Origin of the sequence: Biomaibacter acetigenes (assembly GCF_003691585.1) — a bacterium.
GTDB classification, from domain to species: domain Bacteria; phylum Bacillota; class Thermosediminibacteria; order Thermosediminibacterales; family Tepidanaerobacteraceae; genus Biomaibacter; species Biomaibacter acetigenes.
On sequence record NZ_CP033169.1, the window covers coordinates 117610 to 136066 of the forward strand.

Genomic DNA, 18457 nt, shown 5'->3' on the forward strand with positions numbered 1-18457 from the left:
GTAATGTGAAGAAGCCGGCATTATAGAGGTGTGAAGTAGGAAGTTGGACTTAATCACACTTCCCACCTCACACCTCACACATCACAAAGGGGAGGAGGAATAAGTTTGGTTCATAAATTGTCATCGGTAAAGCTAGACAACTACAAGCCATTGAGAGACGTGGTATTCGGGGCTCTCCGGGAAGCCATCATCACCGGTGAGCTAAAGCCTGGAGAAAGGCTCATGGAAGTCCAGCTGGCGGAGGAAATGGGCGTGTCCAGGACACCGGTGCGGGAGGCCATCCGCAAGCTGGAACTGGAAGGCCTGGTGGTGATGATCCCGCGAAAAGGGGCTTATGTGGCGGGCCTATCGTTAAAAGATGCCGCCGATGTTTTTGAAATCCGGGAAAGCCTGGAGGGGCTGGCTGCAGCCCTGGCGGCGGAGCGCATCACGGACGAAGAACTGGAGGCCATGGAAAAGATCCTGATGGAGATTTCCGGCGCAGCCGAGAAGGATGATGTAGAAACCATCATCAAAAAAGATGCAGAGTTCCACCAGATCCTGTTTGCCGCCACCAGAAACGACCGCCTGGCGCAGATAATAAACAACCTGAAAGAACAGATAGACCGCTTCAGGGTGCAGTCCTTCACAAACCGGGGCAGGATAAAAAGCATCCTCCAGGAGCACCGCAGGATAGTGGACGCCCTAAAAGGCAGGGATGCGGACATGGCGGAAAAACTGGCCAAAGACCACATTGAAAAAGTAGAAAACAACATCATGAACATACTCAGAAAGCAAATGGATTTTGAGGAGGAACCTTCATGAACGCCCTGATACTGGCGGGAAAGCAGGCAGACGGGCCCCTGAAAGAGGTGAGTGACAGTAAAGCCACCATAAAGATTGAAGGCAAAGAGATGATACTGTATGTGATAGAAGCCTTGAAAGCCCTGGATTTCATACAAAAGATAGCCGTGGTGGGGGATAAGGACAGGCTCTCATTTCTTGCCAAAAAGGTGGATATGATTGTAGAGCAGGGGAACTCCCTGCCCCAGAACATTCTCAGGGGGGCGGAAGCCTTTCCCGAAGATGAAGAACTGCTGGTGCTCACATGCGACATACCCATGATTACACCCGAAGCTATCAGGGACTTTGCGGTAAAGGCCCGGGAGCTCGAGGCTGACTTTTGCTATCCCATCGTAAGAAAAGAGGACAATGACGCAAAATACCCGGGAGTTCACCGGACTTATGTTAGAATAAAAGACGGCACTTTTACAGGCGGCAATATCGTGATGCTAAAGGCCGGCACCGTAAAAAAGGCCATAGAAAAAGCTGAAGCCTTCCTGGCCTACAGGAAAAAACCCTGGATGCTGGCGAGGATTTTGGGCATTTCCTTTGTGGTAAAATTTGCGCTGGGCATACTCACTATAAAAGAACTGGAAAATAGAGTATCCGACCTTTTCGGCCTCAAAGCCAGGGCTGTGATCAGCAACTATCCGGAAATAGGCACCGATGTGGATAAAGAAAGTGATCTTGAACTGGTAAGGAAAGTTCTGGCAGGGGAGGGTTACAGATGAGGCGCGGCGAAAGGCTTGCCCTGCTTTCAAAGATATTGTGTGAAAATCCCAACAGGGTCATTTCGCTGAAATTTTTCAGCGAACGGCTGGATGCAGCCAAGTCCTCCATCAGCGAGGATTTGAACATAATCAAAAATGCCTTTATGCTATCCGGCGAAGGAGAGCTTTCCACCATTGCCGGGGCGGGCGGCGGCGTCCGTTACCGCATCAAAAAACCCGAAAGTGAAATCAAATCCTTCGTGGAAACCCTGTGCGAAAACCTCAAGGACCAAAAACGCATAATACCTGGTGGATACATATACATGACCGATGTGATATTTTCACCGGAATATTCCGTGAAAATAGGGGAGATTTTTGCTCAAATTTTTATGGATAGAGAACCCACCTGTGTCCTTACGGTGGAAACAAAAGGAATACCCATAGCCCTCATGACAGCCCGGGCGCTGGATGTGCCTCTGGTGGTGGCCCGGCGGGACAGCCGCGTCACCGAAGGGCCTTCCGTGAATATAAGCTATGTTTCCGGGACCGGTCAGAAGATACAAAACATGTCCCTGCCCAAAAGGGCTCTCTCGGAAAATGCCCGGGTGCTCATCGTGGACGATTTCATGAAGGGCGGCGGCACGGCCAGGGGCATGATGGAGCTTTCGGCGGAGTTCAACGCCGAAGTGGTGGGCGTGGCGGTGCTGGTGGCCACCGGTACTCCCCAGTGCAAACTGGTAAAAGATTATACCTCCCTCATGGTGCTGGATGGCATAGATACGGAAAAAGGTATAATTAATATAAGGCCGGATAAAATCACAATTTCGTGAAAAATTTTACTTTCCTTGCAGGAATTTTGAGATTAATATAGAAATTGTACATGCTAAAAATTTTCAGCAGGGAGGTGCAACCGTTGGAGATTACCGATGTTCGCATCCGCAGAGTGGCTGAAGAGGGTAAGATGAAGGCAGTGGTATCCGTCACTTTTGATGACGAATTTGTGGTCCACGACATACGCATCATAGAAGGGCAAAACGGGCTTTTTGTGGCCATGCCGAGCCGCAGGACTCCCGACGGGCAGTTCAAGGACATAGCCCACCCCATTAACTCGCAAACCAGGGCCAGGATTCAGGAAACCATCCTGCAGCACTATAACCAGGAAACGGCTTGAGGACATCTTTATTAGATGTCCTAAATTTTTCATGTTTGCCATATATTACTGAAATTTTTTTTGTATAATATAAAGGGATTTGATAAAATATGTCGAATTAACAGAAGGGCATTTTTTGTTAAGTCCGGTTTAAGTTTTTAGGAGGGATATAGATGACTGATTTTACGGCGGTGATTCTGGCTGCCGGCGAGGGCACCCGCATGAAATCGGATACGCCTAAGGTGCTCCACAAAGTTTGCGGGATGACCATGCTGGGCCATGTGATAAACGCTGCAAGAAAGGCCGGTGCCAGCAAGGTAACGGTAGTGGTGGGCAGGGGTGCCGATGAGATAAAAAGGGCCTTTGAAGGCCAAAATATCGAGTTTGCGATCCAGACCGAACAAAAGGGGACAGGCCATGCCCTGATGCAGGCAAAAGAGGCAGTGCGGGGAAGTTCCCTTCTCATGGTGCTTTACGGCGATATGCCCCTGGTGACGGCGGAGAGCATTGCCGCCATGGTGAAATTCTACAGGGAACGCAAACCCGCTGCCACCGTGATGACGGCCAGGGTGCAAGACCCCACCGGCTACGGCAGGATCATAAGGGATGGGGACAGGGTGACGGCTATAAGGGAAGAAAAAGATGCTTCACCGGAGGAAAAGGCCATTACGGAGATAAATTCCGGATTCTACTGCTTTGACGGTGCCCTTGTGTTTGAAGCCCTTTCAAAGGTGAAAAATGACAATCGTCAGGGGGAGTATTATCTCACCGATGTGGTGGAAATCTTTAACAATGAAGGCAGAGACGTGCTGGCATTTGAGATAGGAGATCCGCTGGAACTTTCCGGTATAAATGACCGCCGGCAACTGGCTTACGCCCAGGGCATCATGCAAAGAAGGATCATAGAACACTGGATGCGGGAGGGCGTCACTTTCATAAATCCAGACACCTGCATAGTGGATGTCAATGTGAAAATAGGCAGGGATACGGTAATTTATCCAGGAGTATTCCTGGAAGGCAGTACGCAAATTGGGGAAGGATGCACGGTAATTGGTTCCAGTCGCATAAAAGACAGCGAAATAGGGAATTACGTGGAAATAGTGATGAGCCAGATTCAAGAAAGCATTATAGGAGATGGGGTAAAGATTGGTCCCTTCGCCAACCTTAGGCCGGGATGCCATATAAGCGAGGGAGCAAAGATCGGCGACTTTGTGGAACTGAAAAATGCTAAAGTCGATACGGGGTCCAAGGTGCCGCATCTTTCCTATGTGGGTGATGCCGTCATAGGTAAGAAGGTCAATATCGGAGCGGGCACCATATTTGTAAATTTCGATGGATACAAAAAACATCAGACCGTTGTGGAAGATGGAGCATTCATAGGGTGCAATTCCAACCTCATCGCGCCGGTGACTATAAAGTCAGGCTCCTATGTAGCAGCAGGTTCCACTATAACCTATGAAGTGCCGGCGGATTCTCTGGCCATAGCCCGGGCCCGGCAGGAGAATAAAATAGGCTGGGCGGAAAAACGAAAGAAAAAGATAGAGGGAGGAAATCAAAAAAATGGATAACAGACTGGAGATTTTCACCGGCAATGCCAATCCCGAACTGGCCAGGGAGATTGCCGACAATCTGGGCATCACCCTGGGGGACTCGGTGATAAATACCTTCAGCGATGGAGAGATTCAGGTAAAGATAAATGAGAGCGTGCGCGGGGCCGATGTCTTTGTGGTCCAGCCATTTTCCAGTCCCGTAAACGACCACATCATGGAACTCCTGATAATGATAGACGCTTTCAAGAGGGCGTCGGCATGGCGTATAACCGCCGTGATCCCATATTACGGCTATGCGCGCCAGGACAGGAAAGTAAGGCCCCGGGATCCTATCACGGCAAAGCTGGTGGCGGATATAATCTCTGCTGCCGGGGCCCACAGGGTGCTCACCATGGATCTGCATGCAGGCCAGATCCAGGGATATTTCAATTTCCCCGTGGACCATCTCATGGCAGTGCCCATCCTGGCGGACTATTTCAAAAAGAAGGAGCTGGGGGATATAGCGGTGGTATCTCCAGATCTGGGAGGAGTCACCCGGGCCAGAGAGCTTGCCAACCGCATAGGCGCGTCCATAGCCATAATAGATAAGCGCCGCCCTGAACCCAATGTGGCTGAAGTAATGAACATAATAGGAAAAGTCGAGGGCAAGACCGTTATTATGACCGATGACATGATAGACACCGCGGGCACCATCACTTTGGGGGCTGAAGCTTTGCTGGAAAGAGGAGCCAAAGCCGTTTATGCCTGCTGCACACATCCGGTGCTGTCAGGGCCGGCCATCGAAAGGTTGCAGCAATCTCCCATAGAGGAAGTGGTGGTGACAAATACCATCCGGTTAAAAGATGACAAAAAAATAGACAAGATTAAGGTGCTTTCGGTGGCTCCGCTTTTTGCCGCTGCCATTTCCCGAATCCATGAAAACATGTCGGTGAGTACATTGTTCGATTGAACGATGGGGGTAACACCCTAAACTTTCCGTTCGACTTGTTGTTCTAAAAGCTTGAATAAAATTGTGATATTAAGTATAATTAATACTAACTATTATTGGTATAGTGTAGTAATTTTAAGGAGGAAATTGTAATGGAGCAAATTGCTTTAAAGGCGGAAAAGCGGGATATCTCAAAGAAAGGTACCATAAATGAACTCCGCAGGAAGGGTAAACTGCCGGGAGTGCTTTATGGCAAAAATATTGAGAGCAGCCCGGTGGCCGTGGATGCAAAAGAGCTTTTAAAAGTCCTGAAAACCCACGGTGAAAGCGCCCTTATCAATCTTGAACTGGAAGGCGAAAAGCATCCGGTGCTAATGAAGGAAATTCAGAGGGATACACTGAAGGATGCCATTGTGCATGTGGATTTTTACAGGGTTTCCATGACCGACAGGATAGAGTTCAACCTGCCACTGGTCTTGAAGGGCGATGCCGAGGGTGTAAGGATGGGAGGCATCCTCCAGCATCAAAAGAGGGAGCTTTCGGTAAAAGCCCTGCCGGCGGATATGCCCGAGCATCTGGAAGTTGACATTTCCGGCCTTAAGATCGGCGATACCCTGACCGTAGGGGACCTGAAAATGGATGAAAAGATTACCGTGCTGGATGACCCCGAAGAAGTGGTAATCAGCATCCTGGCTCCCAAATTGGCTGAAGATACCGAAGTGCCCACCGGCGAGCAGGCAGCCGAACCCGAAGTGGTGGCCAAGGGCAAAGAAAAGCAAGAGGAAGAATAATTTTCTGGCGCAACCCTGTTGCGCCATTTCCATATAAAAAATGGGCGGTGAATGTTATGTATTTAATAGCAGGTTTAGGGAATCCGGGGAAGGAATATGAACATACCCGCCACAATGTGGGGTTCATGGTGCTCGACGGGCTTGCGCATAAACTTGATGTAAAGATAAACAGAATAAAATTTAAGGGGTTACTGGGAGAGGCAAGCTTCGAAGGACAAAAGCTCCTTCTGCTGAAGCCTCAGACCTACATGAACCTGTCCGGTGAAAGCGTGTCGGATGCCATAAACTTTTATAAAATTCCTCTGGGTAACATTATAGTTATTTATGACGATATGGACCTGCCCGTAGGAAGGCTACGTATTCGGCCTGAAGGTAGCTCCGGCGGCCACAGGGGTATGGACTCCATCATATACCAACTTTCATCGGATAAATTCAGCCGTATAAGGGTAGGCATTGGAAGACCCGAAGGCGAAAAAGATGCCGCAGGCCATGTGCTGGGAAGTTTCTACGGCGAAGAAATAACAAAAATAAAAGCCGCTATGGAGGCGGCGGCCCAGGCGGCACTTTTGATAATATCCAAAGGCGTCGACGAAGCCATGAACAAATTCAATGCCTTTGAGGCATAAAACAAGGGGTCAGGCTTGAATAATTCACTTATTCAAGCCTGACCCCATTTACATACCCAATTTATGGATCAACCGTTGGCACGTGTTCGCTATGCCTGAAAGTATTTGGCGCAATGAAATTGCTCGCCGAAAGAGGTGCATTATCAGCATTCGTCCGGGCTGCCGTAAAGACAAACACTTCCGGAACAATACCTATATATTCAACCTCCCATTCAGTGGGGGGCTTTTGTAAAATAGCAGACCTGGCACATTTTGATTGAATCGTAAGATTAATAGACTGAACAAGCGTCTTAGGATTCGGACATGTTCCTATATTAAAAAGTCGAGCCGTGACATTTACTGTTGCGTTTGTATTATTAAGGACTTTAACTACTATGCTGTTTGCACCATTATCAGCCACAACCGGACCCGTAGTCAATCTGTCAGTGACTGGAGGTACAATCCGGTCTAATTTGTTTTCGATATCGCGGATTTCCCTTTTTATTTCAACTAAGCCTGTATTGGGGTCATCCAGTTTGCCTTCAATTTCCCGGATTTCTCTTTTTATCTCCGAAAGGCCGAAGCCATCTCAAGATTATCAATAATTTCTTTGATTTTTTCCATAGGATTTTCACTCATTTTTTCCCCTCCCATTTTAATGTGTTGATTTATCGTGAAAAAGTGTGTTATACATTGCCAAATAAAATAAATCAGTATACCGACTACATTAAATTATTTTATTTTCCACTGATTTCCATCAATACCGGTTTCCCCCTCACAGCACCACTAGACATTGCTCTTTGGAACGGCTGTTTATGGCATCGTAAAAGCCCAGGGCCACATCCTCCGGTATCGCTCTGTTACAAGATCCGTTATTCTTCTCCATAAAAATCATCCCCTCACCTTTTAATAGAATCAATATATATTATTCAGATGATAGGATAAAGTGCGGGGTCATCAGTTCCGTGGATTTCTACGGAAAGGTTAGACATAAGATAAAAAATAGACTCTAAGGGTGGGCTACTTGATAATTGATTAAAGTAAAAGTATAATTTTAAATATAACTTTACCCGCTTGTATTTCGACATTTAATGGTGGGGATAGGAACAGACTTAACTGTGACGTGGGAGTGAGGAAGGGTGCTTAACTGGTGAAAAGTCTATATGTGTCAAAATATCGGCAAGCTATAGCCGGAAAAAAACAGGGATCCATAGAATTCTGCCATGGCCTCAGGCAGGGGATTCCGATTGCTCTCGGATACATTCCGGTATCCTTTACGTTCGGACTTATGGCGGTCAATGGGGGAATACCGGTTTGGACCGCAATTTTAATATCTTTATCCAATCTTACATCGGCCGGGCAGTTTGCGGGCACCAATCTTATCATAGCCAATGCCTCACTTTTGGAGATTACCCTGACCACCTTTGTGGTAAATATCCGCTATATGCTGATGTCACTGTCGCTTTCACAAAAGGTCGCTCCGCAAATGGCTTTTTTAAAGCGATGTATTGTGGCGTTCGGGATAACCGACGAGACCTTTGCCATAGCCTCCCTGGAAAAAGGAGAAATCACATTCAACTATTTTCTGGGACTTGTCACCTGCCCATATTGGGGATGGGCTTTGGGCACTGCACTGGGGGCATTGACATCTTCAGTGCTGCCGAAGACGTTTCAGAGTTCCATGGGGATTGCGCTGTATGCCATGTTCATTGCTCTTGTCGTGCCGGCGGCAAAAAAAATCAAAAGCCGCTCTTGTCGTTGCTATTACTGCTATCTGTATAAGTTCTTTATTTCATTGGGGCCCATATCTCGACCGCATATCGGGGGGATGGAGCATTATTTTTGCAACTATCATTGCGTCAGGTGTCGGTGCAGTCCTTTATCCCAGGGAGGAGGATGAATTTGAGTAAAACGTTGACTGCGGTATTTTTGATGGCTGTTGTTACTTATATACCAAGAGTGCTTCCCATTGCAGTGTTCAAGAAAAAATTAAAATCGAGATTTTTTCGTTCTTTTTTGTATTATGTACCTTACGCCGTATTGGGAGCCATGACCTTTCCCAGTATTTTATATTCCACGGGCAATTTATACTCTTCGGCCATTGGCATGAGTGCTGCCCTGGTTTTAGCGTATTATGAACAGGGTCTTATGAAAGTGGCCGTAGGGGCCATTTTAACGGTATATATTTGCGGATTATTGTTGTAATAGACAGATGGCCGCTGTTGAAAGCGGCCTAAACTTAAGCTTCAGAAAAAAGATGTGAGAGAGGCGGAAACAGGAGACCGATTCTTGAGAGCATAAGAATGAAGATCCAGTCCGCCAGGGATAGCGGCACGGTGCCGAGAAACGCTCCGACGCCCGGAGTATATATGACCGAGAGCATCATGGTTATCGACATGGCCACAGAGGGGGTTATCAAGCTGTTTTCCGGCTGCGGGGCATGTTTTTTCCGCACATCATATACGTTCATCATCTGGCTGGTTACTATACTGGCAAAAGCTATGGTCTGGGCCCTGGGGAGCCCATATCTGGATAGGGCCGCCAGAAACACTCCAAAGGTGGAAAGACTGATACCAGCGCCCTTTGCCGCAATATGGCGGGTGGTTTCCAGATCCAGAATTTCCCGGGGATTTGCAGGCAGGCGGTCCATGATGTTTTGGGAAGGCAGGTCCAAGCCCAAGGCCAGTGCCGGCCCTCCTTCGGTCACAAGGTTTATCCAGAGGATCTGTCCCGGAGAAAGGGGCGGCGGCAGAGATGGCAGCATGAGGGCTGAAACCTCGCTTTTGAGGCATAAACACGGGGGTCAGGCTTGAATAAGCGAATTATTCAAGCCTGACCCCTGTTGCGGTTGTTGGCAAGCCGTGTGTGGTGAAAGCCGCACGCACGGTTTAGAGCTATAGATACATATACCTAAAATTACCGCAATTTTTGACATATTTTTTGCTAAAAGAAGGAAAAACTAAATTTTTGTAGAATAATAATAGCAAGTAACGTGGACATCAAACTAACAATTTTATCGGTGAGATTTATATAGAAAAGGGTAGAAAAAGGACTCGAAAGGAATGAACGAGAGATGCAAACGTTAAAATGTGCAACAAGAACATATGTTCGTTCGGGGGGGGGGGGGGGGGGTATAATATGTAAAAACTACCAAAATTTGGAAGTAATTCATACTCCATATTACAGTGGTTTTATTTTTCGCGAAAACTTCCATTGTTTGCTTACCACTCTAAATTGCCTATCCAGGTTTTCCCTTCACTCTTTCCGGTTGCTTGCGAAGGGCATCATGACCCTTCTTTCCTGCACGATTGTTTCCGTAGTATACTATTATAACCATTCCCCATAAACAAAGATCATTAGAAGGCTGAACTTTTCACTATCTGGAAAATATTGTATGTTCCAGTGGTGTTAAATCAACCCTTTTACTTTTAACTATTAAAATTTATTGTGCTAAAGGCAAACCATCCGAAAGGTTGGGACGCAAAGCCATGGGTCTGTAGCCCTTGAGGTATGACTGCCAGGTTGCCGCAATAAAGGTTTCATTATTTGTTTAAATAATGTTCTCTATTACGGCAGCTGATTAGGCTGCCGTTTTTCTTATATGTAAATATACCCGCAAATACTCGTGTAAGATGGACTACGATAGATGAAAGAGAAAGAAAAAAAGGGGGGCCGTCCTGTGAATCTAACGGGTATGGGCGATTTATTAATGTCCATGAAAGAGTCCTGGACCAGGTTATACCTCCACAGCGCTAGCGTTGCCAATCTCACCTTGAGAATATGCACTTTACTACGTCTCGACGAAGTGGAACAGGAAACCGTGATAGCTGGGGCATTCCTCCACGATGTAGGAAAGATGTTTGTCAGGCGTGAAATTATCGAAAAGCCGGGCCCACTTACAGAGGAGGAATGGACTGAATTAAAAGAACACACCAGGCGGGGTGCGTCCGTAGTAGCGGCAAGGGGAGGAGACAATTCCCTGGTGGAAATAATTCGATATCACCACGAATGGTGGAATGGGAAGGGATATGAGGGGCTGAGGGGGCAGATGATACCCTGGCCTGCCCGAGTCATCGCGTTGGCCGATGCATTGGATGCCATGATTTCCCCAAGGCCTTATCGTCAGCCTTCTAAAATGTATGAAGCACTCGAAGAAGTGTACCAGGGTGCCGGTTCCCAGTTCGACCCGAAGTTAGTAGCAGCTTTGGCGGAAGAGCCCTTTTGGCAGACCGCCACCTATTGCGATCCGGCCAGGCTGGAAAGGCAGATAGGCGAGGAAAAGCAATGGCTTGTACAATTGGCGGATTCATATGTCACTTTATCTTATCCATTGGTATACGCCCAGAGCCAATGGCTGGACCGTTTGCTGGTAATATTGTGGCAATTGAAAGAAAATGCAAAAGGGGGGTAAAAAATGCAACGGTGTCTTGAATGCGCGAAGAAAGAACCAGACCGCCCTTGTGTAAAGTGTCAGTATTTTATTCAGCATGGCCCCCTTCGTCGGGTGCCTTCACCACCTATGCCGGTAAAAGCATTACTATCAGGTTAGATAACGAGGACAGCTACAATTCGTTTGAAGAAGGATACATTTAGCAATGGAGTAATTACAGACGGTCCGGAGGTGTTCAGCGTGTTGTCTTTATCCGTTAGTTTAGAAAATCAAGCCACAGTTCTGAGGGTAGCCGGGGAACTTGACCTCTCCACCGTACCTGAATTTAAAGCTTTTTACGAAAAACATAAACCTATTAACGGGCTTATTGTTTTCGACATGACTGGTTTAGAATTTGTGGATTCTACCGGTGTGGGAAGTCTCCTGACTATCTGGAAAGATCTGAACCAGAGCCAACAGCCGTTTTCCGTCTGCAACCTTAACGAAGATGTTTACGAAGTATTGGATGTGATGGGCGTACCGGATTTCCTGGGCGAGGAACACTTTAAACGCTCACCATTCTAGATCATCATGGCTTCGCTGACTACTGTAATTGAGGAGAGGACTTATGATTTACGAGTTTCTAATCCCGGTGGTCACCATTGCCTTTCTTAAAAAAGGGTCACTGCAGCGCCTGTCGGAAACCGAAATAAGGAAGCCATGGATGATCATATCCGGGTTATTGTTACAGTTGGTAGTGATGTTTCTTTACCATCGCGTTTCGTTTATAAACCAGAGTTTTGCCTTTTGGGTAGTTGTTTCCTACTTAATGCTAATCTATGGTTGCTGGTGCAATCGCCACATCCCGGGCATTAAACTGTTTATTTTCGGCACCTTACTTAACTTCTTTGTGATAATTGCCAATGGCGGCAGGATGCCCGTATCACTGGATGCGCTGGAGTGGGCGGGTTTGTCCTCATACATACCTGCGGTAGTGGAAGGGGTGACAAAACACCAACCGCTGACGGAATTCACCCTTCTACCGTATTTAGCTGACGTCATTCCCTTGCGTCCTCCTTTTGTTTTCAGCAGCATGGTTGTAAGCCCCGGCGACATTGCGGTGACGCTGGGCATCTCATGGTTTATTTACAAGGGAATGGTTAAAACAGTATAGCCATTAGATTTCAAACTTTGGGGCGTAGATCATTAGGGTGAAACAATTCATCCGGGGGGAGGTGATATGATGAAGAAGGTCTTCTTCTGGTTGACCGTGGCTTCCATGGTACTGGCTGTTGTGGCTAAATTTCCATGGCGCTGAAATAATTAGCCTTTAACGCAACTGTCTATCTGTAAAGGAACCAGGAAGTTGATCTACGCCCCATTTTTCAATAGTACCACTTTAGGCTCCGGTTAATAGAAAGGAGGAACAGTCATGCCTCGATACTTAAAAACCTACATATACCTGGTCACAATTATCGGCATGGCTATTCTCTTGCTGGTGTTATCCGGCCTAAAAATAGAATTTTTGCCTTTTGTTTTGGCAATCGGCCTGATTGCTGGATTGCTGGAAAAATATGATGTTGAATTACCAAACGGATCTATTGTTTCAGGCTCCACTACCTTCACTTTCGTTGTAATGGCCGTCTACGGCATTCCAGAAGCGGTAGTAAGTGAGATTATCATTTCTTTGGTCAGTATTCCATTGATTAAAAGCGAGAGAATTAAATTTTTATATAATACAAGCCAGTATATTATTTGTACTGTTGCCGCAGGATACGGGTATTTGTGGTTAGGGAGCATACCGGGGACTTTTACGTGGTATGATGTTCCCCGTTTACTGTTTGCCATTGCTCTCTACAATATTTTGAACATCACTTTAATATCCGTCATCATCTCTAAACTGAATGAAAGAAAATACTTCGCCACTTGGATTGAAATGGTCCAAGACGGCGTCTTAATATATTTGGTTAATTCTTTTTTAAGCGTGCGTCTGGCTCTTTCCTATGAGTTGCATGATCAACTGCAGTTCTGGATTGAAACACTATTTGTTTTTGCAGTTTTCCTAGCCCTGCGCTATGCTTTTGCCTTATTCATCAACTTGCGGAAAACCTACTTAAGGTCGATGGAATCACTCACTCAATTAACTGAAAACAAACTGTCTATCAGTGGAGGACATGCCACCAGGGTTGGCAGGATAGCCCGCAAGATTGCGGAAAAGATGAAACTATCCCAGGATGAAATTGATTCAATTCATTATGCGGCCCTATTGCACGACTTGGGCAAGACCTACCTGGAGGAAAAAATCTTTCAAAAGCGAGGGCCGCTTACCCTCGAAGAAGAAAGGGAATATCGCAAACACGCGGAAATTGGCGCAGATATGGTAAAGGAGATAGCCGGGTTAGCCAAGTCCTCAGAGTATATTCGCTACCACCATGAATGCTGGGACGGCACAGGGTTTCCTGCTGGTATATCGGGAGAGCATATACCGCTGGGAGCTAGGATTATTGCTGCTGCTGATCAGTACGACCACATTTTTTACAAGAAGAAGTCCCAAACTGATTTCGCAGCACTGGCGGGAACCAAACTGGACCCCCAGGTGGTGGAAATTGTATTAGGGATTGCTGATTTGCAGGAGGAGCCCGGAAAAATGGCCATGCCAGCCACCATTGAAGAGAAACTGATCGAAAACCTTGTGATCAGCGAAGCGCGGAAAAGGGTTTACCAGTCACAACTGTTGGATAAATTTGGTGCGTCTCTAATCGTACGTTATGATGGTGAGTTTAGAAATGAGGCAGGAGATTCCATCGATATTCCATGCCGGGAGCAAGTAATTACTTTGGTAGAAAAAGCACGCAGACAACAGAGCGGAGTGCGAGAAATACTCGAAGAAGCGCAATCTGGTAAGATATATGATGTCTACTGTGTGCCTTCTGGCGATCAGGTTAGTGTTATCTTCTTTGATGTGACTGACATACTCGAATATGAGAAAAAACAAGAAGAACGAGTTCGAAACCTTTATCGTGAAGTGATCTATTCGGTAACACAGGGAAAACTCTTGCTGGTGGAACAAAAGGAAATTGAACTGTTGAAAACAGGGGTATACATATCCAGTCACCCAATCCTTACGAAAACGGATGTCGCCAGCTGCCGCCGGCAGGTGCAGGAGGTACTGGAGTCTCGTCCTCTACCGTCTAAGGTTAGATATAACATATTGCTTGGTACTTCCGAAGCGGTTACCAATGTATTGAAACATGCGACAGAGGGACAAATGAGCCTTTATATGGTCGGTGATCATCTCCGAATTTTCGTGTCGGACAACGGAAGCGGCATAGACTTATCCGAACTTCCCAAGACAACTCTGATGGCCGGATACTCGACCAAGCACTCTGCGGGATGGGGGTTCTATTTACTTCTAAAGGTGATGGATCGCATTATCCTAAGTACCAGTTCCCAAGGCACAACCATCATGTTAGAGATCAACTTAGTTGATGCACCTGAAAAGGTAGCTACTAACAATATTACGATTTTTAAAGAGGAGAATGTACGTCATGCTTAACGTAAAATCCCGTTTGGAAGGAAAGACTGTAAGGCTCAGTTTAGAAGGCGTATTGGACATCTCCACCGTGGATACTTTTAACGGTCAGACGGAACAACTTTCCGGTATCTCTGAATTGGTCCTTGACATGGCCGGACTTGAATTCATCGATTCAACCGGGGTTGGTGCTATTCTTCAAGTCGTTCGCCTGTCACAGGAACGTGGTTTTACTGTCAGCCTCGAAAATGCCAATGAGAATATATCTGAACTTCTTAACACAGTGGGATTGTTTCAAATCATTGAGGTCTTGCGGAAAGGGGCTAATTAAGATGAGGGCTTCAGGTCGTGCAAAGTACATGGGTGTGTTGTTAGCGGTTGGCGGATTGTTTGGAGCCTCCACGATTATTTTCAGCTGGCAGAAAACCTGGATGTATTTATTGTTATACTTAATTGGCCTGCTTTTAACTGAGTGGTTTTTTAAAATTGAAATAATTCAGGAGTTATCATTTCTCCCTATTCTCGCCGGGATTATGGCTTTTCATTATCCGGTTGTTCAAGCATCATTTATCATGCTGGCCGTTGCCGTTACACAGCTCATTCTCCACCCTAAGGAGACCTGGCGTCATTGGCTTTTCTGGCTTAAATGGGTGCTTTTGATCATCGTTATGGGAATGATTAACTTGTTAACTGGCAATGTAGCATATGGTAGTCTTTCGTTTTACACCAGCGTAATCGCCTCGGTGGCTTCTTTGTACGGAACATTGTTGCTCAGCAGCTATATGGTTAACAAGAAAGGGATTGAATGGAAGAATAGTGGGATATATTACATATCTTTGCTTTCCCTTGGTGTGATATTGATTTCTTTTTACCGGTTGGCGCCGTTTTTGATACTGGCCTGTTTATGTATTTTTTCTGTCAGCCTTCATGAGATAACAAGGGGGCTTCAGGAATTACAGAAGCGGTCTGATCAATTAGCCCATGAATTGAAGAATACCTTAAGAAGAGAAATACAGTTAGCCCAGCAAATTCAAAGCAAATTATTAAATACAGGAGTCCCGGAATTCGTGGGTGGACAGGTTGCGGGCACATCGATTGCTGCTTGCTCGATCGGGGGGGATTATTACGATTTCTGTATACTAAAGAACGGAAAACTTCGGATCGTAATTGGGGATGTGATGGGCAAGGGAATTCCAGCAGCTATGTTGATGTTGTTAACAAGAAGTGCGTTTCGAAACGCAGCGGAAAAAGGGAGAGGTCCAGGAGAAACGCTAACGATCATGAACCGCATCTTGTACGATGACTTCAAAGCATTGGGTTCATTTGTCACGGTTTTTTGCGCTGATTACGATCCGCAGTCAAAAATCCTTACTTATGCCAATGCCGGGCACAATCTCCCCCTGATTGTAAAAGGAAGGACGAGAAGCTGTGAACAACTACCGGGGAAGGGAATCATGTTGGGAGGGATGCCTCATCAACAGTACCAGGAACATTCAATTCAATTGGATAATGATGATTACGTGTTTTTTTACACAGATGGGATTGTAGAAGCACGAAATGAAAAAGGGGAGGCTTTCCGTCTGGAGCGCCTGCGGCAAATTTTAGTCCAGTATGCGAATAGCCCGGCAACAGAGATTGAAGATCAAGTTTTCCAAAGGGTTACAGACTTTACGAAAAATTTACCACAGAAGGATGATATCACAATGGTAGTGCTGAAAGTGGCTGATGATAACAAGCATCTGGCGGCTGTTTAATAGCAGCTTTATTGTTCGCATCCCCGACCTTATTCGAAAAGACCTGGAAGTGATAGGGTTTTTCCGGGTGCTAGAAGTTCTAGAGACAAATCCCAACGCTTAGCAGGAGGTGAGTTCATTATGAAAGAAGAGACTACCCGGGGCTCCCCCGAAGCAACGGCGAGCGCAGTAGACAATGCTTTTCCGGACGGAGAAGCGGTGGGTCCATATGCTTTTGTGAAACAGGGGTGCCTTGTTGTCCGACACCGACCAGAGGGACCTTACCCGGTAGTGGTACCTTGCCCAGGGGTAAGACTGATTGTTAACGGCCGGGAGTGCATTCAACCCACCCCCGTATCCATGAAGGATACCGTGCGGGTGGAAACGGTGGAAGAGCGAAGAGAAGGGAAATGGTCTGTGACCGTTTCTTCCGATGGTCTACAAGCAATATTGCAAATGCGCCCCAAGGTAATAGTTCACCGGGAACTGCCGGATCTTCCGCCTGCCAGAATATTGCAACTGTCGGTAGTGGAGCAGGAAGAATGTCTTCCCCCGCTCACATGGGACGAACTATTGCAGGAGTTATCCCGGTTGGGGATTAACTATGGCATAGACTGGGAAGCATGCTCTCGTAGTGTTACATCCTGCGCTGAAGAGGAAGTGATTGTCGCCAGAGGTATTCCTGCAGAACCAGGAAAAGACGGCCGGGTAGAATTGCTTTTTTCCTCTAATCCCAGGGTACCGGTACTGGCGGAGGAAGATGAAACGGTAGATTTCCGGAAACGCTATGTTTTTACTTCGGTGGAGGCGGGAGAAATCCTTGCTGTCAAACACCCGCCTGAGTCGGGACATCCCGGCACCAGCGTCAAGGGTGAGGTAATTATGCCGCCGTCGCCCCGGGACTTTATCCTTTCTGTAGGCGAAGGAGCGGTGCTTACCAGTGATGGTGAACGGGCTGTAGCGGCCCGGTCTGGACGTCCTGCAGCCTCCCGCTGGCGTAACATGGTGAAGGTAAGTGTATTGCCTGAGTTGGTGCATGCCGGTGACGTAGACCTTGCTTCAGGTAACATTGTCTTTAAAGGAGATATCCTAATTGCCGGAAATGTGACAGAAAGGATGGCGGTAGAAGCGGGCGGGAATGTTAGGGTGGGAGGGTTGGTCTCCGGTGCGAGGGTTCAAGCTACGGGATCCATCCTGATCAGAGGGAATATCCTGTCATCGGTGGTAATCGCAGGAAGAGTTCCTGCTTTTCTACAACGGATGTTGCCACAGGTTCATGCCTTAGCGGTCGGTTTGCAAGAAATGATCATGGCTATCCGGCAGTTACTGGGTCACCCGGCGTTCAAGCAGGGCGATCTTAAAGGCGGTATCGGCCCCCTGGTAAAGTTGCTGTTGGAGGGGAAGTTTCGCCATCTTCCTGCTGCCGCCAATACCTTCAAGAAGCAGGTTGAAACTATGCCGCCGGGAATGGCCGCTGAAGGCCTGGAAGAGTTTATCCGGGAAGTCGAACGGGCGCTGGTTCGTTCCCCTTTGGCAGTGCGTGAGCTCCAGGAGATCGAAACATTGGCCCGACGAGCCGGGGAATGGGAACAGGTCTTTGCGTTCTCGCCATCTGCAGAAAGTGATGTGGTGGCGTCAAGCGTCCACAATTCTACAGTTATAGCTACTGGCGATGTCCGGGTGGTGGGCAGCGGTTGTTATATTTCCCAGATTCAAGCTGGTAAGAAAGTGACTGTATCCGGGGTATTTCGCGGTGGCGAGATACAGGCTGGTGGGGATGTGCATGTGGGAGAGCTGGGGTCCAAAGGTGGGGCCACCACCAGGGTGGTGACTGGCCCAGCAGCCGTGGTTACCGTGGGATACGCCTTTGAAAACGCTTTGGTATTGGTGGGCGGGCGGGCTTACCGTTTTGATAAGGAGGAAAAAGATGTCCGATTGTGGTTGGATAAAGAAGGGAATCTGAGATCCTATGGAATTCCAGCTTGATAAACTTCACGAGCAAGGGAACAGATTATGTTCAGGAAATAATCCGGAGCTTTGAGCAGCAAATAAGCGAATAATTCAAGCATGACCCCTTCCCCCCTTATATCGGCGATGTGTTTTGTTCAAGCCATGCTGTTAACTCTTCTTTAGAAAGTTCACCTGATGACAGCTTTATCATCATTTTAAATGCCTCTTTTTCCGAAGCTATAATTTCAAAGCCATTTCTTTGGAGAAAGATATCCATTGTTACAAAAGCTATTCTTTTATTTCCGTCTATGAATGGA

Annotated in this window: 18 protein-coding genes, 1 pseudogene and 1 riboswitch; of the genes and pseudogenes, 17 read left to right on the forward strand and 2 right to left on the reverse strand. The window is 47.0% G+C overall.

Features of this window, described 5'->3' with window-relative positions; all coding sequences use genetic code 11:
• The first annotated feature begins 105 nt into the window (after positions 1–105).
• From D2962_RS00505 to D2962_RS00555, 10 genes and pseudogenes are all read left to right on the forward strand, one after another.
• Positions 106–804, forward strand: a complete 699-nt coding sequence (locus tag D2962_RS00505) for a GntR family transcriptional regulator (RefSeq protein ID WP_120765231.1) — start codon at positions 106–108, stop codon at positions 802–804.
• Positions 801–1553 carry a nucleotidyltransferase family protein gene (locus D2962_RS00510; RefSeq protein ID WP_120765232.1) on the forward strand — a complete coding sequence of 251 codons (753 nt, stop codon included), beginning with the start codon at positions 801–803 and terminating at the stop codon, positions 1551–1553. The genes D2962_RS00505 and D2962_RS00510 overlap by 4 nt, the downstream gene beginning before the upstream one ends.
• A complete protein-coding gene (gene purR / locus D2962_RS00515) occupies positions 1550–2362 on the forward strand; it encodes a pur operon repressor (RefSeq protein WP_120765233.1) in 813 nt (270 codons plus the stop codon). The genes D2962_RS00510 and purR overlap by 4 nt, the downstream gene beginning before the upstream one ends.
• A gap of 83 nt (positions 2363–2445) precedes the next feature.
• Positions 2446–2703, forward strand: coding sequence for a septation regulator SpoVG (gene spoVG / locus D2962_RS00520; protein ID WP_120765234.1), 258 nt, complete (start codon positions 2446–2448; stop codon positions 2701–2703).
• A gap of 152 nt (positions 2704–2855) precedes the next feature.
• A complete protein-coding gene (gene glmU / locus D2962_RS00525; protein ID WP_122013790.1) occupies positions 2856–4250 on the forward strand; it encodes a bifunctional UDP-N-acetylglucosamine diphosphorylase/glucosamine-1-phosphate N-acetyltransferase GlmU in 1395 nt (464 codons plus the stop codon).
• A complete protein-coding gene (locus D2962_RS00530) occupies positions 4243–5181 on the forward strand; it encodes a ribose-phosphate diphosphokinase (RefSeq protein ID WP_120765236.1) in 939 nt (312 codons plus the stop codon). Before glmU ends, D2962_RS00530 begins: the two co-directional genes overlap by 8 nt.
• A gap of 131 nt (positions 5182–5312) precedes the next feature.
• Positions 5313–5951, forward strand: a complete 639-nt coding sequence (locus D2962_RS00535; RefSeq protein ID WP_120765237.1) for a 50S ribosomal protein L25/general stress protein Ctc — start codon at positions 5313–5315, stop codon at positions 5949–5951.
• A 56-nt stretch (positions 5952–6007) separates the two neighbouring features.
• The gene (gene pth / locus D2962_RS00540) at positions 6008–6577 is read left to right on the forward strand and encodes an aminoacyl-tRNA hydrolase (protein ID WP_120765238.1); all 570 of its coding nucleotides are present in this window, start codon (positions 6008–6010) and stop codon (positions 6575–6577) included.
• A gap of 1144 nt (positions 6578–7721) precedes the next feature.
• Positions 7722–8466 (forward strand): annotated as a pseudogene (locus D2962_RS00550) (AzlC family ABC transporter permease).
• Positions 8459–8761, forward strand: a complete 303-nt coding sequence (locus tag D2962_RS00555) for an AzlD domain-containing protein (protein WP_245984820.1) — start codon at positions 8459–8461, stop codon at positions 8759–8761. Before D2962_RS00550 ends, D2962_RS00555 begins: the two are co-directional and overlap by 8 nt.
• A gap of 34 nt (positions 8762–8795) precedes the next feature.
• Here D2962_RS00555 and D2962_RS00560 read toward each other — a convergent pair whose 3' ends face one another.
• Positions 8796–9320, reverse strand: a complete 525-nt coding sequence (locus D2962_RS00560) for a cation transporting ATPase C-terminal domain-containing protein (protein WP_122013792.1) — start codon at positions 9318–9320, stop codon at positions 8796–8798.
• A gap of 681 nt (positions 9321–10001) precedes the next feature.
• Positions 10002–10086, forward strand: a riboswitch (cyclic di-GMP riboswitch).
• A 149-nt stretch (positions 10087–10235) separates the two neighbouring features.
• Here D2962_RS00560 and D2962_RS00565 point away from each other — a divergent pair.
• The 7 genes from D2962_RS00565 to D2962_RS00605 all read left to right on the forward strand — a co-directional run bounded on the left by D2962_RS00565 (position 10236) and on the right by D2962_RS00605 (position 18176).
• Positions 10236–10967, forward strand: coding sequence for an HD domain-containing phosphohydrolase (locus tag D2962_RS00565; RefSeq protein WP_120765240.1), 732 nt, complete (start codon positions 10236–10238; stop codon positions 10965–10967).
• Positions 10968–11186: 219 nt separating this feature from the next.
• Positions 11187–11510: an STAS domain-containing protein gene (locus D2962_RS00575; protein WP_162991027.1), complete on the forward strand. Its 324-nt coding sequence runs from the start codon at positions 11187–11189 to the stop codon at positions 11508–11510.
• A 43-nt stretch (positions 11511–11553) separates the two neighbouring features.
• A complete protein-coding gene (locus tag D2962_RS00580) occupies positions 11554–12099 on the forward strand; it encodes a DUF5317 domain-containing protein (protein ID WP_122013795.1) in 546 nt (181 codons plus the stop codon).
• Between the two features lie 258 nt (positions 12100–12357).
• Entirely contained in the window at positions 12358–14481 is a 2124-nt protein-coding gene (locus tag D2962_RS00585; protein ID WP_122013796.1) for an HD domain-containing phosphohydrolase, read from the forward strand.
• Positions 14474–14788, forward strand: coding sequence for an STAS domain-containing protein (locus tag D2962_RS00590; RefSeq protein WP_162991028.1), 315 nt, complete (start codon positions 14474–14476; stop codon positions 14786–14788). The genes D2962_RS00585 and D2962_RS00590 overlap by 8 nt, the downstream gene beginning before the upstream one ends.
• A 1-nt stretch (position 14789) precedes the next feature.
• Positions 14790–16211: a PP2C family protein-serine/threonine phosphatase gene (locus D2962_RS00595; protein ID WP_222927608.1), complete on the forward strand. Its 1422-nt coding sequence runs from the start codon at positions 14790–14792 to the stop codon at positions 16209–16211.
• Between the two features lie 120 nt (positions 16212–16331).
• Complete coding sequence (locus D2962_RS00605; protein ID WP_120765245.1) at positions 16332–18176, forward strand: FapA family protein; 1845 nt, start codon at positions 16332–16334, stop codon at positions 18174–18176.
• A gap of 97 nt (positions 18177–18273) precedes the next feature.
• Here the strand turns inward: D2962_RS00605 and D2962_RS19410 are convergent, their stop codons facing one another.
• Positions 18274–18450 carry a type II toxin-antitoxin system death-on-curing family toxin gene (locus D2962_RS19410; protein WP_222927725.1) on the reverse strand — a complete coding sequence of 59 codons (177 nt, stop codon included), beginning with the start codon at positions 18448–18450 and terminating at the stop codon, positions 18274–18276.
• Positions 18451–18457 lie beyond the last annotated feature (7 nt).

Excerpts from the sequence above, each read along its gene's own strand:
- D2962_RS00510 (WP_120765232.1), top strand. The coding sequence starts at position 801 with ATGAACGCCCTGATACTGGCGGGAAAGCAGGCAGACGGGCCCCTGAAA.
- purR (WP_120765233.1), top strand. The coding sequence starts at position 1,550 with ATGAGGCGCGGCGAAAGGCTTGCCCTGCTTTCAAAGATATTGTGTGAA.
- glmU (WP_122013790.1), top strand. The coding sequence starts at position 2,856 with ATGACTGATTTTACGGCGGTGATTCTGGCTGCCGGCGAGGGCACCCGC.
- D2962_RS00530 (WP_120765236.1), top strand. The coding sequence starts at position 4,243 with ATGGATAACAGACTGGAGATTTTCACCGGCAATGCCAATCCCGAACTG.
- D2962_RS00535 (WP_120765237.1), top strand. The coding sequence starts at position 5,313 with ATGGAGCAAATTGCTTTAAAGGCGGAAAAGCGGGATATCTCAAAGAAA.
- pth (WP_120765238.1), top strand. The coding sequence starts at position 6,008 with ATGTATTTAATAGCAGGTTTAGGGAATCCGGGGAAGGAATATGAACAT.
- D2962_RS00560 (WP_122013792.1), bottom strand. The coding sequence starts at position 9,320 with ATGCTGCCATCTCTGCCGCCGCCCCTTTCTCCGGGACAGATCCTCTGG.
- D2962_RS00580 (WP_122013795.1), top strand. The coding sequence starts at position 11,554 with ATGATTTACGAGTTTCTAATCCCGGTGGTCACCATTGCCTTTCTTAAA.
- D2962_RS00585 (WP_122013796.1), top strand. The coding sequence starts at position 12,358 with ATGCCTCGATACTTAAAAACCTACATATACCTGGTCACAATTATCGGC.
- D2962_RS00590 (WP_162991028.1), top strand. The coding sequence starts at position 14,474 with ATGCTTAACGTAAAATCCCGTTTGGAAGGAAAGACTGTAAGGCTCAGT.
- D2962_RS00595 (WP_222927608.1), top strand. The coding sequence starts at position 14,790 with ATGAGGGCTTCAGGTCGTGCAAAGTACATGGGTGTGTTGTTAGCGGTT.
- D2962_RS00605 (WP_120765245.1), top strand. The coding sequence starts at position 16,332 with ATGAAAGAAGAGACTACCCGGGGCTCCCCCGAAGCAACGGCGAGCGCA.